Source organism: Pedococcus ginsenosidimutans (genome assembly GCF_039544395.1).
GTDB classification, from domain to species: domain Bacteria; phylum Actinomycetota; class Actinomycetes; order Actinomycetales; family Dermatophilaceae; genus Pedococcus; species Pedococcus ginsenosidimutans.
In genome coordinates, this window is the sequence record NZ_BAABLO010000001.1 from 469,123 (window position 1) to 485,303 (window position 16,181).

The 16,181-nt window shown below is 72.8% G+C and carries 15 protein-coding genes; 7 read left to right on the forward strand and 8 right to left on the reverse strand.

The features are described 5' to 3' along the window. Positions 1-16: 16 nt before the first annotated feature. The gene (locus ABEA42_RS02320) at positions 17-265 is read right to left on the reverse strand and encodes a DUF2630 family protein (RefSeq protein WP_345500886.1); all 249 of its coding nucleotides are present in this window, start codon (positions 263-265) and stop codon (positions 17-19) included. A 188-nt stretch (positions 266-453) separates the two neighbouring features. Here ABEA42_RS02320 and ABEA42_RS02325 point away from each other — a divergent pair, with 188 nt between their 5' ends. The 3 genes from ABEA42_RS02325 (at position 454) to ABEA42_RS02335 (ending at position 2,445) form a co-directional block, all read left to right on the forward strand. Continuing rightward, positions 454-1,005, forward strand: a complete 552-nt coding sequence (locus tag ABEA42_RS02325) for a hypothetical protein (RefSeq protein WP_345500888.1) — start codon at positions 454-456, stop codon at positions 1,003-1,005. Positions 1,006-1,066: 61 nt separating this feature from the next. Next, positions 1,067-1,630, forward strand: coding sequence for an RNA polymerase sigma factor (locus ABEA42_RS02330; RefSeq protein WP_345500890.1), 564 nt, complete (start codon positions 1,067-1,069; stop codon positions 1,628-1,630). Continuing rightward, positions 1,627-2,445, forward strand: a complete 819-nt coding sequence (locus ABEA42_RS02335; protein ID WP_345500891.1) for a hypothetical protein — start codon at positions 1,627-1,629, stop codon at positions 2,443-2,445. The genes ABEA42_RS02330 and ABEA42_RS02335 overlap by 4 nt, the downstream gene beginning before the upstream one ends. Positions 2,446-2,454: 9 nt before the next feature. Here ABEA42_RS02335 and ABEA42_RS02340 read toward each other — a convergent pair whose 3' ends face one another. From ABEA42_RS02340 to ABEA42_RS02370, 7 genes are all read right to left on the reverse strand, one after another. Further along, positions 2,455-4,185 (reverse strand): AMP-binding protein, encoded by a 1,731-nt coding sequence (locus tag ABEA42_RS02340; protein WP_345500892.1) that lies wholly within the window; start codon positions 4,183-4,185, stop codon positions 2,455-2,457. Between the two features lie 12 nt (positions 4,186-4,197). Continuing rightward, positions 4,198-5,397 carry a pyrophosphate--fructose-6-phosphate 1-phosphotransferase gene (locus ABEA42_RS02345; protein ID WP_345500893.1) on the reverse strand — a complete coding sequence of 400 codons (1,200 nt, stop codon included), beginning with the start codon at positions 5,395-5,397 and terminating at the stop codon, positions 4,198-4,200. Between the two features lie 43 nt (positions 5,398-5,440). Continuing rightward, complete coding sequence (locus ABEA42_RS02350; protein WP_345500894.1) at positions 5,441-6,325, reverse strand: L,D-transpeptidase family protein; 885 nt, start codon at positions 6,323-6,325, stop codon at positions 5,441-5,443. After that, positions 6,322-7,272, reverse strand: a complete 951-nt coding sequence (locus ABEA42_RS02355) for a M15 family metallopeptidase (RefSeq protein WP_345500895.1) — start codon at positions 7,270-7,272, stop codon at positions 6,322-6,324. Before ABEA42_RS02355 ends, ABEA42_RS02350 begins: the two co-directional genes overlap by 4 nt. Positions 7,273-7,392: 120 nt before the next feature. Continuing rightward, the gene (locus ABEA42_RS02360; RefSeq protein ID WP_345500896.1) at positions 7,393-8,274 is read right to left on the reverse strand and encodes a LytR C-terminal domain-containing protein; all 882 of its coding nucleotides are present in this window, start codon (positions 8,272-8,274) and stop codon (positions 7,393-7,395) included. A gap of 185 nt (positions 8,275-8,459) precedes the next feature. Continuing rightward, complete coding sequence (locus ABEA42_RS02365) at positions 8,460-9,551, reverse strand: aspartate-semialdehyde dehydrogenase (protein WP_345500897.1); 1,092 nt, start codon at positions 9,549-9,551, stop codon at positions 8,460-8,462. Then, on the reverse strand, positions 9,548-10,828 hold the full coding sequence (locus ABEA42_RS02370; RefSeq protein ID WP_345500898.1) for an aspartate kinase: 1,281 nt from the start codon (positions 10,826-10,828) through the stop codon (positions 9,548-9,550). Before ABEA42_RS02370 ends, ABEA42_RS02365 begins: the two co-directional genes overlap by 4 nt. A 341-nt stretch (positions 10,829-11,169) precedes the next feature. On the opposite strand from ABEA42_RS02370, the gene ABEA42_RS02375 reads away from it, so the two are divergent. The 4 genes from ABEA42_RS02375 to ABEA42_RS02390 all read left to right on the forward strand — a co-directional run bounded on the left by ABEA42_RS02375 (position 11,170) and on the right by ABEA42_RS02390 (position 16,178). After that, positions 11,170-12,411, forward strand: coding sequence for an MFS transporter (locus ABEA42_RS02375; protein WP_345500899.1), 1,242 nt, complete (start codon positions 11,170-11,172; stop codon positions 12,409-12,411). A 45-nt stretch (positions 12,412-12,456) separates the two neighbouring features. Continuing rightward, positions 12,457-14,067 carry a B12-binding domain-containing radical SAM protein gene (locus ABEA42_RS02380; RefSeq protein ID WP_345500900.1) on the forward strand — a complete coding sequence of 537 codons (1,611 nt, stop codon included), beginning with the start codon at positions 12,457-12,459 and terminating at the stop codon, positions 14,065-14,067. 66 nt (positions 14,068-14,133) lie between these two features. After that, the gene (locus tag ABEA42_RS02385) at positions 14,134-15,048 is read left to right on the forward strand and encodes an ABC transporter ATP-binding protein (protein WP_345500901.1); all 915 of its coding nucleotides are present in this window, start codon (positions 14,134-14,136) and stop codon (positions 15,046-15,048) included. After that, entirely contained in the window at positions 15,045-16,178 is a 1,134-nt protein-coding gene (locus ABEA42_RS02390) for an ABC transporter permease (RefSeq protein ID WP_345500902.1), read from the forward strand. The genes ABEA42_RS02385 and ABEA42_RS02390 overlap by 4 nt, the downstream gene beginning before the upstream one ends. Positions 16,179-16,181: the final 3 nt, after the last annotated feature.

Consider the following 16,181-nt stretch of genomic DNA (forward strand, 5'->3'; position numbering starts at 1 on the left):
GCGCCACGCCGTGGGGTCAGCCCCGGTAGCTCTCCACGACCTTGGCGTCACGGACCTGTGCGGCGCCCGGGTCCTCACCGAACTCGCGCCGGGCGCGGCGCTGCCGCAGCAGGTCCCAGCACTGGTCCAGCTCGACCTCGATGCTCCGGAGCCGCTGGTTCTCCTCCTCGACGCTGATCTCGCCGGCCCCGAGCTGCGAGCGCAGCCCGTGCTCCTCCTCGATCAGCCCCTTGATGCGTGCCTGGATGTCGATGTCGTCGGCCATCCGCCCACTATCGCACCGGGTTCCCTCCCCCGCGAGGGTTGCTGGGCCCGGGCCGGTGCCACGCCTCCGTCCGCAAGCCCACGCACCTGTACGTAAAGACTTGGTCAACTACGGCGATCGACGTAACCCCGGAGGTCCATCGTCGATGACGACCGTGGAACCCGTCCCCCAGCAGCAAGGAAACCGACATGGCCCGCACGCTCCCCCTCCGGCGCAAGGTCCTCGGCGCCGGAGCCGCCGCAGCCGTCCTCGGCGCCATCGGCTTCGGTGCCGCCCAGGCGGCGACCAGCCCTGTCTCGCACGTCCTCCCGGCCGTCTCCGCGACCACGGCGACCTCCTCGGACGACGACACCGCGGAGCCCACCGAGACCGAGACGGCCGAGCCCACCAAGACCGAGACGGCCGAGCCCACCAAGACCAGGACGTCGGAGACCTCGGAGCCGACCGAGACCTCCGAGACGTCCGAGCCGAGCGAGTCCGAGACCTCGCACGCCCCGGCGCCGACCCACAGCCACCACACCCACACGTCGACGGCCACCCACACCGAGTCCGACGACCAGGGCGAGGACGCCGACGACCAGGGCGACGACGACCAGGGCGAGTCCACCCCCACGTCCACGTCCACCCACGACGACGAGGGTGATGACCAGGGCGAGCACAGCGGCGACCACGGGGACGGCGGCGACCACGGTGGCGGCGACGACGGTGGCGACCACGGCGACGACCACGGCGACGACTGAGCGACGCGCCCACCGAGACTCCCCCTCCGCGGAGCACCCGGCACTGGCACCCTGACACACCGTGCACCCGGTCACCGACGAGCTCGTCGCTGCTGCGACGGCAGGCGAACCCGGGGCGCTGCGCTCGATCTACGAGGCGCTGGCGCCCCGGGTCCTCGGCTACCTGCGCTCGCACGGGTCCACCGACCCCGAGGGGCTGACGCAGGAGGTCTTCCTCGTCCTCTTCCGGCGCCTGCCGGAGCTCGTCGGCGGAGCCGCCGGGCTGCGCACCTTCACGTTCTCCCTCGCCCACGCCCGGGTCGTCGACGAGCTGCGTGCCCGGCAGCGACAGCCGGTGACCGTGCCCTACCTGCCCGAGACGGACGAGCGCTCCAGCGACTCCGCCGAGACCGAGGCGGTCCGCGCCCTGGGCGCCGAGCAGGCGCTGGCCCTGGTGGGCTCACTCAGCGACGGGCAGCGTGAGGTCGTGCTTCTCCGTGTCGTCGCCGGCCTCAGCCTCGAGGAGACGGCCCTCGCCCTCGGTCGCTCTGTGGGTGCCGTCAAGCAGCTCCAGCGCCGCGGCCTGCTCGCCCTGCGCTCCCTCCTCCACGACCCCGGCGTAACCCCACGAGCGGCCCGACGATGACACCTGACGACATGAGCCCCACCCCGCGCCCCGGCGACCAGTCCCTCGATGCCCCCACGGCCGAGGCGGTACTGGGGTCTGCGCGACCGTCGGGCGACGCGCCCCTCGACGCGGTGCTGGACTCCCTGCGGGACCTCGGCAACGGACCGGCCCCCGAGCCCACCGGGGAGCTCGCCGCCCTCCTCGGCGCCTCCGGCTCCGCCCCGGCCTCCGTGGCGTCGGCCCGCGCGGCCCGTGCGCGCCGGGCCCGGAACGCCGCCACCGGGACGACGGCGGTGGCAGGCATCCTGCTCGTCACGGCCACCGCCGCTGCCGCGCTCGGCACCCTGCGCGAGCCACAGTCCCCCGCCCGGCCCACGCTGCCACCAGCCGTCGTGGTCCCTGCGCGCCCAGAGCTGCCGCACCCCGCCGGCACCGACCCTGCCGACCTGCCGGCAGTCCCGGCTGCCGCGACTCTCACCTCCGGCAGACCCTCGACGCCCGCCCACCGGCGCGCAACCCGTCCGAGCCCGCTCGGCGCCACCCCACGAAGGGCCACCGAGGACGGGGACTCCCGCGAGGCCGGCACCGAGGGCGAGGACGCGCCACCCGAGCAGCACGCCGCCGGCTCGTCGCACGAGGGCGACGACGCACCCGAGCCCGTCGTGACCGGTGGCTCGACCCACGAGGACGACGACGCGGACCACCCGTCGTCGACGAGCACCTCGGGGAGCCACGACGGCGACGGTGACGGCAGCCGGACCTCGACGGGCGACGACGGCGACGACGGGGGCTCCGACGGCGGCGACCACTCGGGGGACGCCCTCGACCGGTAGCGGACCGGATCAGGCGCGCGGTCCTCCCTTGAGCTCGGGGAACTGGTCGTCCCGGAACTCCTCCGACAGCGACCGGCCCCCGTCGAACGCACGCTGCTCGCGGTCGCGCAGCTCGACCCTGCGGATCTTCCCCGAGATCGTCTTGGGCAGCTCGTAGAACTCCACGCGACGGACCCGCAGGTACGGCGCGAGGTGCTCGCGCGCGTACGCCAGGATCGCCCGCGCCGTCTCGGCGTCGGGCTCCCACCCGGCTGCCAGCGCGACGTATGCCTTGGGCACGGCGAGCCGGGTCGGGTCGGGCGCGGGCACGACGGCCGCCTCTGCGACGGCGGGGTGCTCGATCAGCACGCTCTCGAGCTCGAACGGCGAGATCTTGTAGTCGCTGGCCTTGAACACGTCGTCGGTGCGGCCGATGTAGGTGATGTAGCCGTCGGCGTCCCGCTGGGCCACGTCACCGGTGTGGTAGAAACCGCCCGCCATCGCCTCGGCCTGCCGTTCGGGGTCACCGAGGTAGCCGGTCATGAGGTTGACCGGGTGCTTCGAGAGGTCGAGAACGATCTCCCCCTCGTCGCCGACCTCGCCGGTGAGCGGGTCGACCAGGGCCACCGGCACCCCGGGCATGGGCCGGCCCATCGAGCCCGGCTTCACCCGGTCACCCGCGATGTTGCCGATCTGCAGGGTCGTCTCGGTCTGGCCGTAGCCGTCGCGGATGGTCAGGCCCCAGGCCTTCTCGACCTGGCTGATGACCTCGGGGTTGAGCGGCTCCCCGGCGGCGAGCAGCTCGCGCAGCGACCCGCCTCCGCCCCCGAGGTCGGCCTGGATCAGCATGCGCCACACCGTCGGTGGCGCGCAGAACGTCGTCACGCCGGCCCGTCGGATCTGCTCCAGCAGGGCCGCCGCGTCGAACCGCGTGTAGTTGTAGACGAAGATCGTCGCCTCCGCGATCCACGGCGCGAAGAAGCACGACCAGGCGTGCTTGGCCCAGCCCGGCGAGCTGATCGCGAGGTGCACGTCCCCCGGGCGCCCTCCGATCCAGTACATCGTCGAGAGGTGCCCGACGGGGTAGGAGACCTGCGTGTGCTCGACCAGCTTGGGCTTGCTCGTCGTCCCGGAGGTGAAGTAGACGAGGAGAGGGTCGGTCGCGGCGGTGACACCTTCGAACGGATGGCCTTGCGCTGCATACGAGTCCGCGTAGGGGTGCCAGCCATCGACGTCGCCGACGACGACGCGCAGGTATTCGCCGCGCACCTCCTCGAACTTCGCTGCGTCCGCGGCGTTGGCGACGACGACGCGTGCACCCCCGCGGTCGACGCGGTCACGCAGGTCGGCCGGCCCGAGGGCTGCGGTGGTGGGCATGATGACCGCGCCCAGCTTGGCGACCGCGAGCATCGTCTCCCAGAGCTCGACCTGGTTGCCGAGCATGAGCAGGACCCGGTCGCCCTTGCCGACGCCGAGCCCGGAGAGCCACACGGCGACCTGGTCGGACCGGGTGGCCATCTCGTCGTAGGTGACCCGCTGCTCGGACCCGTCCTCCTCGACGATCCACAGGGCGAGGCGGTCGTTGCCGCGGGCCACCACGTCGAACCAGTCGACCGCCCAGCTGAACCGGGGACCCACGACGGGCCAACGGAACTCGGCCATCGCCCGGTCGTGCTGCCCGGAGAGGGCCAGGAGCTGGTCGCGTGCTGATCGGTAGGCCGCGGTGCCGGGGTGCGGGGCGGTGGAGGACGACGTCGTCATGCCCCGACCCTGCTACGACTGGCCGAGGTCGGCAAGCAGCGTCGTGAACCACTCCACCGAGGTGTCGAACGCCTTGCCACCCTTGATGCGGGAGAACTCGATGGCGCGCAGCTCGTCCCCCCTCTCCTCGTCCTGCCCGACGACGCCGGACTCGCCGCGCAGCGCCGCGTCGACGGCGTGGTCGGTGCACTGCCGGATGAGGGCGAGGTCCGCGGCGTTGGGAGCTGCGGAGCGGGAGAAGTAGCCGCTCTTCTGGACGAGCACCTTGTCGGCACCGAGCAGCTCGGCGAACTGCTTGGCGAACCACTGGCCCGGGTTGACCTTGTCGATCTGGACGTGCCCGAAGGGGTCCCGGGGCACCTCCGCGCCCGACGCCTCCATGGAGGCGACGATCTCGGCGAGCCCCGCACCCTCGGAGACGAAGAGGTTGACGCCGTCGAGCTCGTCCATGAGGCCGCGCAGGCGTGCCGCCTCCTGCTCGATGTCGAACGGCCGCTCCGGCACGAAGACGCCGTGCACGTCCCAGCGCTCCGGCGCGTTCTCGAGCCAGCCGGCGAACTGCGCCTGCTGCACCCAGCGGTGGTGCTCGAGGGCGGTGGCCGCGGTGAGCCAGCCGCAGTTGCGCCCCATGACCTCGTGGACGATGAGCATGCGGGGGTTGGAGGAGTGCTCGGCCACGATGTTGCGCGCGTAGACCGCGCCCTGCTCCGCCGCGGTCCACGCGCCGAGCGACTGGCGGATCGGGACAACGTCGTTGTCGATCGTCTTGGGCAGGCCCACCACGGTGAGCTCGTACCCGTTGGAGTGCAGGTAGGCGGCGAGGTCGGCGGCCGTGCCGTTGGTGTCGTCGCCGCCGATGGTGTGCAGCACGTCGACCCCGTCCCTGGTCAGCTGCTCGGCCGCCACGTGCAGGGGGTCCTGGCCCTCCTGCACGAGCCCGCGCCGTACGCAGTCCTCGACGTTGGTCAGCTTGACCCGGCTGTTGCCGATGGGGCTGCCGCCGAACGCGTGCAGCCGGTGGGCGTTGGCGCGCACCTCGTCGGTGACCTCCACCGAGTCACCGGTGAGCAGCCCGGCGTACCCGTTGCGGTAGGCGATGACGCGCACGTCCGGGGCGATCTCGGTGTAGCGCTCGATGAGTCCCCCGACGGCTGAGGACAGACAGGGCGCGAGCCCTCCCGCGGTGAGCATGGCGACGGTCTGCACAGGCATGGGGCCACTCTGCCGTGTGGCGGCGGGTGCGGCCAGAGGACCCTCAGCGAATGGACATCACGGCGCCGGGCCGCTCCCACTGCATCACGGCGAGCAGCGGCCCGGCGGGCAGCGAGATGCAGCCGGCGGTGCCGTGGCCGAGGTCGACGTGGAAGAAGATCGCCGACCCGCGCCCCGGGGTGCGCGACTCGTTGTAGCCGACGACCTGGGCGTAGTCGTAGGCCGGGCTGTTGAGGAGCTCCTCCGCGGAGCTCCACCGTCCGTCGGCGGGCGTGCGCTGGTGGGTGTTGTAGAGCGACGAGCCGCTGTCGTCCACCCAGACGTCCCTGCTGTCGACCCTGAACCAGCCCATGGCCAATCCCGGGTCGGCCCGGACCCCGAAGCCACCGCGCAGCGGGAACGTGCCTATCGGCGTGCGCAGGTCACCCTCCCGCTTGGCCGAGCTCACACCGTTGCGGCCGACGTGGCCGGCGTAGGGACCGAGCGACAGCAGGTAGCGGCCCCCGGACCGGCGGCAGGCGCGGACCGTCGCCGAGGAGCCGGACGAGGTGACGAGGACGACCTGGGCGGCGCTGACGCCGGCAGGGACCTGGCACGTCGCGGCCGACGGGGTCGGCGAGGGTCGTGGCGACGGCTTCGGTGCGGGGCGGCTCGAGGGGCGGGGCTTCGTGCTCGACCTGGTCGCCGAGGGACGGTGCGTGGCCTTCGGTGTGGCACGGGTGGTCGACGGTGGCCGCGCGGTCGTCGTGCGCGGGGGTGCCGTGGTCGTCGTCGTGGCGGTCGACGTCGGGCTGGGCGGCGTCGTGGCGGGCGCCGCCTCCTGCTGGTCGGATCCGCAGCCCGCAGCGAGGAGGCCGAGCGCGGTCGCGGCGGCCACGACGGCCGCGGTGCGCGCGCGCGTGCCGACGCGGTTCGGAACGCCGCTCATCGGTCGAAGTGCTGGAGGTCGGGGTTGCTCCACAGGCCGCCCCAGCGCAGCCCCTGCGAGGTGAAGGCGCGCACCGCTGAGCTGCTGCTCGAGGAGAACACCCCTGCGGCCGGCCCACGTCGGGTCAGCCAGTAGCGGTCGGGGTACACGGTGCCGTTGTCGGCGACGTACGGGTTCTCGAAGTCGTTGACGTCGATGGCCGTGCCGTAGGCGTGCTTGCTGTAGACCTTGCTCGCCTCCTCGCCGCCCACGTAGCGGCAGTTGAAGGCGGAGGTGTTGTCCGCCTCCATCGCGGCGTAGTCGTCGGCGCCCGGTCCCTTCGGGTTGTGGCCCCAGCCCGAGTCCATCGGCTTCATCTGGCGGATGCGGAAGTGCTGCTCGTAGAGGCTGGTGAAGGCGGCTGCGGCCTCGTCGGCGATGGACGCGTTGACCACCAGGGACCCGCGGGACCGCTTGCCGTCGAACCCCCAGAAGTTCACCCGCACCCACCGCAGCTGCGCGCGGCCCACGGGGCAGCCGGCCGTCCAGGAGTAGCCCACCATACGCGACCACGCCGAGTCGGGCACCGCCCCGACGGTGGCGTTGGCGCCCGCGCCCACCGCAGGCTCGTTGGTGGGGAACCGCACGGCCGGCTCGGCGCCGGACCGGGGCACGGGGGGCAACGAGGTCACCGGCTTCGGCGCGGTCGCCCGGGGGCTCGGCGACGCCGTGTGGCGGGTGGTCTGTCTGGCCACCGTCCGCGCAGTGGTGGGTTTCGTCGCCTTCGGCGTGGTGGCCTTCGGCACCGCCGAGGTCGTGGCGGTGGGAGTCGGCAGTGGCGGGACCGTCGTGTACGTCGTCGCCGCGGTCACGTCCGCCGCGGGGGCCGCGGGGTCGCCTCCACACCCGGCGACGAGGGTGAGGGGCAGCACCAGGAGGGGCACGGCATACCGGTGTGGGAGGCGCATCGGGCCACCACTGTGCCCGTTTCGTCCCCTCGGGACAAGCACGGTCCACGGCCCGGGCCTGCCGGGCGCCGCCCTCCGCGGGCGGCGCCCCGAGCAGGACGGGTCAGTCGTCGGCCCCGGTCAGCTGTCGGCGCAGGGCCGGGCGACGGTGGGGGTGGGCAGCTTGGGGCGGGCGGGCAGCGGCGGCACCTCGGCGAGGGGCACCAGGGCGGTGTACGCGTTGCCGATCACGAGGTCGAGCCCCGTGCCCCGGCGGTCGTCCTTGAGGAGCTGGGCGCCCGGGACGTGCTGCTTGAGCAGGGCGGCGGCGAGGTCGCCGTCCTCGCCGTAGCGGATCACCGCGGTGCCGAGCTGCAGGGTGCGCAGCGGGTCGTTGGAGACGTCCTTGACCTTGAAGCCGCGCGCCGCGACCTGGTCGGCGACGGTCTTGGCGAGGCCGGTCTTGTACGTCGTGTTGTAGACGTTGACCGCGACCTCGGACGGGATCGGCTTGAGCCGGGCGGGCAGCGGCACGAGGCCCTTGAAGCCGAGACCGACCACCACGTCCACGGTCCTGGTGGTGCGGGTGTCCTCGAAGAGCTTGGCCCCGGGGATCTGCGACGCGACGAGCAGCGCCTGGTCGAGACCCTTGGGACCGTGGTGGACCACGGCGGACGGCGTCACGTACCAGGAGTCAGGCGCGTTGCTGATCCCACCGACGGAGAACTTCCGCTTGCCGAGGCCGGCCGCGACCTTGGCCGCGGTGCCGCTGACGCCGGTGGCGTTCATGACGTTGACGGTGAAGGAGCCCCGGGCAGGTGCGGGGACGACGGTGGGCTGGCACGCCGCCTTCGGCGGCGCCGGCGTCATCCACCCGCTGGAGTAGGCAGCCGTGATGCTCGCGGTGCCGAGCAGCACCCCCGGGACGGTGACGAACAGCATGATCTGGCGCAGCCGGTGGCGCCGCCAGACCCTCGTCGGAGTGCGGTCCTCGTCGTCCATGTCCTCTGCCCCCTGGCTCATCATCGTGGAGCCCCAATCGTCACATCAGTCACACGAGTCACATGTCAAGCGACACGCGCGACGACGCGTTCGTCACCGAGACGTGACGAACGCGGCCCCGGCCACCATTGTCCGTCACGCCCCCGTGGCGCGGCGCCCGCGCCCAGCGCGTGGACCGATGCGTCCAGCCGGTGGGACCCCTGCCCTCAGGCGACGACGGCGAGGTCGCGGGCGACCAGCTCGGCGACCTGCACCATGTTGAGCGCCCCGCCCTTGCGCAGGTTGTCACCGCAGATGAAGAAGTCGAGGGTGTTGGGGAAGTCGAGCGCCTGGCGCAGCCGGCCCGCGAACCGCGGGTCCGAGCCGACCGTGTCGTTGGGGGTGGGGAACTCGGCCGTCTCCGGGTCGTCGAGGACCACGACCGCGGGTGCCTCCACGAGCGCCTGGCGGGCCTCGTCGACGTCGATCGGCCGGGCGAAGGTCGCGTGGACCGCCACCGAGTGCGTGGAGATCACCGGGACCCGGACACAGGTCGCGGAGACCCGCAGGTCCGGCAGGCCGAGCACCTTGCGGGTCTCGTTGCGGATCTTCAGCTCCTCGGTCGTCCAGCCGTCCTCGGCCGCGGTCCCGATCCAGGGCAGGACGTTGAGCGCCAGCGGCGCGGGGAACGGGGACTCCGTCCCGAGCTCGAACTCGATGAGCCGTCGCACGTCGCCGGGCTGCTGCCCGAGCTCCCGGTGGCCGGCCACCACCTCGAGCTCGTCGTGCAGGCGCGCCATACCGGCCCGTCCCGCACCGGAAGCCGCCTGGTAGGTGGCGACGACGAGCTCGGTGAGCTCCCACCCGGCGTGCAGGACCCCGAGCGCGTCGATCATGGTCAGCGTCGTGGCGCCGGGGTTGGCGATGATGCCCCGGGGGCGGTTGCGGACCTGGAGCGGGTTGACCTCGGGCACCACGAGCGGCACGTCGGGGTCACCGCGCAGCGCAGAGCTGTTGTCGATGACGACCGCGCCGCGCTCCGCCGCGATCGGCGCCCAGACGGCGGCGACCGGGGCCGGCAGGTCGACCAGCGCGATGTCGACCCCGTCGAAGAACTCGGGGGTGAGGTGCTGGACGACGACGTCACGACCGCAGACGGTCAGCTCGGTCCCGGCGTCCTCGGGCGCGGCAGCAGCCCGGATCTCCCCCCAGATGTCGGCCCGCATCGCGAGCACCTGCTGGGTGACCGAACCCACCGCGCCCGTCGCACCCACCAGGGCCAGGGTCGGCCTGGGGGCCCTCGAGGCGAGTGAGGTCACCGGCCGCTGCCCCCGTAGACCACTGCTTCCCCGTCGGCGGAGTCCAGGCCGAACGCCGTGTGGACCGCCCGGACGGCGTCGTCGAGGACGTCGGCGCGGGTGACCACGGAGATGCGGATCTCCGAGGTGGAGATCATCTCGATGTTGACCCCGGTGTCGGCGAGCGCCTTGAAGAACGTGGCCGAGACGCCGGGGTGCGAGCGCATGCCGGCGCCCACGAGCGACAGCTTGCCGATCTGGTCGTCGTAGAGGATCGAGCCGAAGCCCACCGACTGCTGCACCTTGCGCAGCGCCTGCACCCCGGTCTGGCCGTCGGTCTTCGGGCAGGTGAACGAGATGTCGGTCAGGCCGGTCTCGGTCGCCGACACGTTCTGGACGATCATGTCGATGTTGATCTCGGCGTCGGCGCACGTCTGGAAGATCTCGGCGGCCTTGCCGGGGTGGTCGGGGACGCCGACGACCGTGATCTTCGCTTCGCTGCGGTCGTGGGCGACACCGGCGATGATGGGGGCTTCCACGGTGTCTCCTGCGTTGGTGGTGGTGGGGGTGTCCGTGACGATGGTGCCCTCCTTCGCGGAGAAGGAGCTGCGGACGTGGATCGGGATGGCGAAGCGGCGCGCGTACTCGACGCTGCGCAGGTGCAGGACCTTGGAGCCGGACGCGGCCAGCTCGAGCATCTCCTCGTTGGAGATGCGGGAGATCTTGCGGGCGGCGGGGACGATCCGGGGGTCGGCCGTGAAGACGCCGTCGACGTCGGTGTAGATCTCGCACACGTCGGCGCCGAGCGCCGCGGCGAGCGCCACGGCGGTGGTGTCGGTGCCGCCACGGCCCAGCGTGGTGATCTCCTTGGTGTCCTGGCTGACCCCCTGGAACCCGGCGACGATGACGATGTGCCCCTTGTCGAGGGCGTCGGTCACGCGTCCGGGCGTCACGTCGATGATCCGCGCCTTGCCGTGCGAGGAGTCCGTGATGACGCCCGCCTGGCTGCCCGTGAAGGAGCGGACGGTGTAGCCGAGGTCGGCGATCGCCATCGCGACCAGTGCCATGGAGATGCGCTCCCCCGCGGTGAGCAGCATGTCCATCTCGCGCGGCGGCGGCTGGGGGCTGACCTCGTTGGCGAGGTCGAGCAGCTCGTCGGTGCTGTCGCCCATGGCCGACACGGCCACGCAGACGTCGTTGCCGGCCTTCTTCGCCTCGGCGATGCGGCGGGCGACCCGCTTGATGCTGGCGGCGTCAGCCAGCGATGAGCCGCCGTACTTCTGGACGACGATCGGCACGGTGGGACTCCTGGGGACCAGACGACGGTGCAGGGGGCGCACGTGGGGTCCACGTCCGCGCGGAACGACCAGTCTAACGACCGTCCTCATGGTGGGACGCGGCTGCCGCATGCCGGACGCCGACCCCTGGACCGGTGGCCCGTCGCGCAGGGACGCGGTCGGCCTCTCGGGGGATTGACCAGCAGGTTGTGGCGGCGAACGGACCGATGTCCGTTTACAGTGCATGCTGCTGCACCGGAGGCGGTGGGTGGCGCCCGCCTCGTACGGGGTGCCGCGGGTCGAGCAGGGACCCCGTCGATGCCGTCGCGCACGCCGGGTGAGACACGTCAGGGGTTGTGACCATGGGTGCCAGGAGCCGAGGCCGCGGCGCGCTCTGGCACATCCGCGACCTGCGCGTCATCCTCCCCGCCCGGGTGCTGTCCTACACCGGGGACACCCTCACGCTGTTCGCGCTCACGCTGCGCGTCCACGACGAGGGCGGCGGCGCGAGCGGCATGGCGCTGCTACTGGCGGCCTTCGCGCTGCCCATGGCCCTGACCGTGGGGATCGCCGGCCACGTGGCCGACCGCTCGGACTCCCGGCGCATCCTCGTCTGCGCCTCCCTCGTGCAGGCTGCCGCCCTCGCCGGCCTCGTCCTGACCGGCACGGGGCCGCAGATGTACGTGTTCGTCATCGCCCTCCAGCTCGGCCAGTCGTTCGCCAACCCGACCTGGGCCGCGCTCCTGCCGCGGGCCGTCGGCGAGCACAACCTCGGCCGGGCCACGGCGGTCCAGCAGGGGGCGCTCGCCGTCACCGGGGTCATCGGGGCCGCGGTGGCCGGCGTGACCGCCGGCCACTTCGGGCACGACGCGCCGTTGTGGATCGCGCTCGGGGCGTTCGTCGCCCTCGCCGCTGCCGCGGCCGCCGTCCGGACCCGCCGGCACGGCGACCCCCACGGCGCCCCCCTCACGCTCGCGGCGCAGGTCTGGTCGGCCGCCGGCTTCCGGGTCCTGCACGCCGACCCGGTCAGCTGGACCCTGCTGTCGTCGATGGTCCCGTTCGTCCTCGCGCTGGAGACGGCCAACGTGCTCGAGGTCTTCCTCGTCCGGGACAGCCTCGACGCGTCGACCACCGTCTTCGGCCTCGTCCAGGCGGCCAGCGCCGCCGGCACCGTGGCCGGCGCGGCCTGGGCGTCCACGATGCGCACCGAGCGCTCGCGCGTCCGCCTCGCGATCGGTGGGGTGGCCGGCGCCGGGGCCTCCATGCTCGTGGCGGGCGCCGCCCCCGACGAGGTGGTGCTGGCCCTCGCCTTCGCTGGCATCGGGCTGTTCGTCATGGCTTCGACCGTCTGCCTGTGGCCGGTGCTGCTCACCCGCACCGTCGAGGCGGACCGGGGCAAGGTCAGCGCGGCCGCGAACGGTGCGAGCCGACTCGCCTCCATGGTCGCCCTCGGCCTGGGGGCGCTCGCCGGCGGCTACCTCGGGCCCCGGTGGTCCTTCGCCGTGGCCGGGCTGACCGCGATCGTCGTCGCCGCCCGGAGCTGGCACCACCTCAAGGTCGTGATGCTGGTCGACGCCCCCGACCACGCGCCGACCGGCCGCTGACCGGCCGCTGACTCGAGACGCAGACAGGAAGAGACGACCGACGCCATGCGCAGCCAGACACCGGTCCCGGTGATGCGGGCCGACCTCACCGGCATGCGGATCTGCCTGGTCCACGCCAACCCCTGGCAGGCCTGGCGCCCCGTGCCCCCGTACGGCCTGCACCGCCTGCGCACCGCCCTCGAGGCGTCCGGCGCGGTCGTGTCCATCGTGGACCCGTACCTCGAGCGGCCCGAGGACGAGGCGGAGGGCCACCTCACCACCCGCCTGCGCGAGCTGGCCCCCGAACTCGTGGGCTTCTCGCTGCGCGTCGTGGACACCCTCGTCCCGGTCGAGACGACGGACGGCTCCGACCTGTCCAGTGACAGCACCCCGCTGCTGCGCCAGATCCGGGGGCTCGTCGACGCCGCGCGGAGGGGCGCCCCGGAGGCCACCTTCGTCGTCGGCGGCGCCGCGTTCCCGACCGCTCCCCAGCTCCTGCTGGGCGAGCTCGGCGTCGACCTCGGCATCCTCGGCAACGGCGAGGCCGCGGTGGTCGACCTCGCGCACCGGGTCCGGACCTCCGCGCCGTTGAGCGGGGTCGACGGCCTCGTCCACCGGGGGTGCACCCTCCCCGTGCGCCCGGCGACGGCCGCGCTGGGTACGACGACGCGACGTGACCCGTGGTGGGCCCCTGTCTTCTCCGTGCCGGTGCGCACCCGCACCGGCTGCGGGATGTTCTGCTCCTACTGCACGTCCTCCAACACCTCCGGGGTCAACGCCAACTACTCCCTCGACCTCGTCCTCGACGAGATCGGCGAGGTGGTCACCCGGTCGCGCGAGGTGGGGGTCGTCGCCGACATCCACTTCGCCGACGAGGAGCTCAACCTCCCGACCGAGGACCACGCCGTCGCGGTGCTGCAGGGCATCGTCGACCGCGGGTACGCGCCGGACCTGCGCTGGTCCGGCTACCTCAACCCGCGCCCTTTCTCCGACCGGCTCGCCGAGCTCGTCAAGGCCACCAACGGCTACCCGGAGATCACCGTCGACTCCGCCGTCGACAGCGTCCTGCTGGCCAACCGGCGCCCGGTGCGACGCCGCCACCTCGACCAGCTCGTCGACGTATTGGTCCGGCACGAGGTCACCTCGGTGCTCAACCTCATGTTCGGCATGCCGGGAGAGACGTGGGAGACGGCCCTGGAGACGGTCGCGTGGGCGCGCCGGGTCCCGGAGGCCGTGCAGGTCACCTGGGGCGTCGGGGTGCGCGTCCTCCCCGGCCTGCCCGTCGCCGCGGTCGCCGCCACCGAGCCGCAGCACGTGTACGCGGGGGCGGGGCCGAGCTTCGAGGAACCCAGCCTCTACTGCCCGCTCGGCCCGCCGCGCGCGGTCGGTCGCCGGCTCAACGAGCTGCTTGGCGGCCGGCCCAACATCGACCAGATCCCCGCGGGCGAGAGCGTGTGGAAGAGCACCGGCGTCCTCGCCGTCGCCTACCGGCTCGTCGCCGCCGGCGCCGACGTCGACACCTGGGTGCGCGAGGTCGTCGACGTCGCGAGCTGCGCCGGGCCGGTCTCAGCCCGGCTGCTGAAGTCGGTCGACCTCATCGCCAGGTGGAACGACCGGCTCGACCTCGCCGAGGCGACCCCGTTGTCAGCGGCCCCGGCGCCCCCGGTGCACCGCTAGTACCGGTTCGGCACCACTTCGCCGAAACCGGCGTCCGGGCTCCACGCAGGCGCTACCTTCCCCTGCATGACCATCGAGGTTCAGGGGGTCCGCCGCGCGTTCGGCGACGTCCTCGCGGTCGACAGCATCAGCCTCACGGCCAACCCCGGTGAGGTCACTGCGCTGATCGGTCCCAACGGCTCCGGCAAGACGACTCTGCTGCTCATGCTCGCGACCCTCCTGGTCCCGGACCAGGGCGCGATCCGCATCGACGGGCTCGACCCCGTCACGCAGCCCATGCAGGTGCGGTCGCGGATCGGGTGGATGCCCGACGGGTTCGGCACCTGGGACGCGCTCACGGTCAGGGAGGTGCTCCTCACCGTCGCCGCCGCGTACCGGATCGCGCCCGAGCTGGCACGGACCCGGACCGACGCGCTCCTCGCGACCGTGCACCTCGACGACCTCGCCGACCGCCGGGCCCGCGTCCTGTCACGCGGGCAGAAGCAGCGCCTGGGGCTGGCCAGGGCACTGGTCAACGACCCCAGCGTGCTGCTGCTCGACGAGCCCGCCTCCGGGCTCGACCCGCGCAGCCGTATCGAGCTCCGGGACGTGCTGCGCGGCCTCGCCGCCCAGGGCAAGACGGTCCTCGTGTCGAGCCACATCCTCACCGAGCTCCAGGAGGTGGCCGACCGCGCCGTCATCGTGGCGCGCGGCCGCAGCCTGCAGACCCAGAGCCTCGACGCCGAGTACGCCGTGACGGCCACGGCGTCCTGGCGCATCGACTCCCTCGACCCCGACGGCCTCACGGCCTGGCTGGCCGACCACCACGTGCCCGCGCGCCGGGTCGGCGGCGGCCTCACCGAGGTCGAGGTCGCCGGTGAGGAGAACGCCGCCCGGCTGCTGGCCGACCTGGTCCGCGACGGCATCCGCGTCACCGGCTACGCGCGCAGCCAGGGCGCCCTCGAGTCGGCCTACCTCGCAGCGACGGAGGACCGGCGATGAGCTGGCACGGGATCAGGACGGTCGCGGCCCTGGAGCTGCGCCAGCGGGTGCGGACCTCCAAGTGGCCCGTGGTCCTCGGCATCTGGGTGGCCGTCATCGCCCTCGTGGCGTTCCTCGCCTACTACGCCACCAACGACGAGCAGCTGCGCTCCGGTGAGTCGATGTACGACGTGGTCGTGTTCTTCGTGCTCGGGCTCGCCATGCTCATCGTCCCCTCGCTCACGGCGACCTCGGTCAACGGCGACCGAGAGCACGGTGTGCTCGCCACGCTGCAGACCACGCTGCTCACGCACTGGGACATCGTGCTCGGCAAGCTCGTCGCGGCCTGGGCGCTGTCGATGGCGTTCCTCGTCAGCGCGCTGCCCTTCATGGCCTGGGCCTGGTTCGAGGGCGGCATCTCCTTCGGGCGGATCCTGCTGTCGCTGCTGGTCCTCGTGCTCGTGCTCGCGGTGGTCTGCACCGTCGGGCTGATGTTCTCCACCCTGACGGCCAGGCCCATCGCCTCGGCGGTGCTCACCTACCTGACCATGGGCGCACTCGTGTTCGGGACGACCATCGGCTTCGCCCTCTCGGCGTTCCTCGTCACCGACAAGGAGCAGCAGACGGTCTTCGGGATCCCCGACAACTGGTACGACACCCACCAGCCGCCGAACATCGACCCCTCCGACCCCACCCTCACGCAGGAGCAGATCGACCAGCTCATGAAGGCTGGTCAGCCGACCCGCGCCGACTGCACGACCTTCACCCGGACCGCCGACGTCGCGCACACCGAGCGCATCTGGTGGATGCTGCCGCTCAACCCGTTCGTGGTCGTGGCCGACGCGGCGCCGTCCAAGCCGCGCCACCAGTCCAACGAGGTGGCGACGGCAGGTTTCACCCCCATGCGCTGGATCAGCGGCGGCGCCAGGCTCGCCCGCAACGGCCCGGGCGGGGTCAGCGACGAGTGCTGGGTCGACGACACCAGCGCGTCCTCGTCGTCCGACCCCATCGAGAAGGCGCTGCAGACCTCGCCGGTCTGGCCGTACGGGTTGGCCTTCCTGCTCCTCGCCGGTACCGGTGCGGCGACCGTGGCCGGGCGACGCCTGCGCACCCCGGTCCGCCGACTGCCGAACGGGACCCGGATCGCCTGAGCC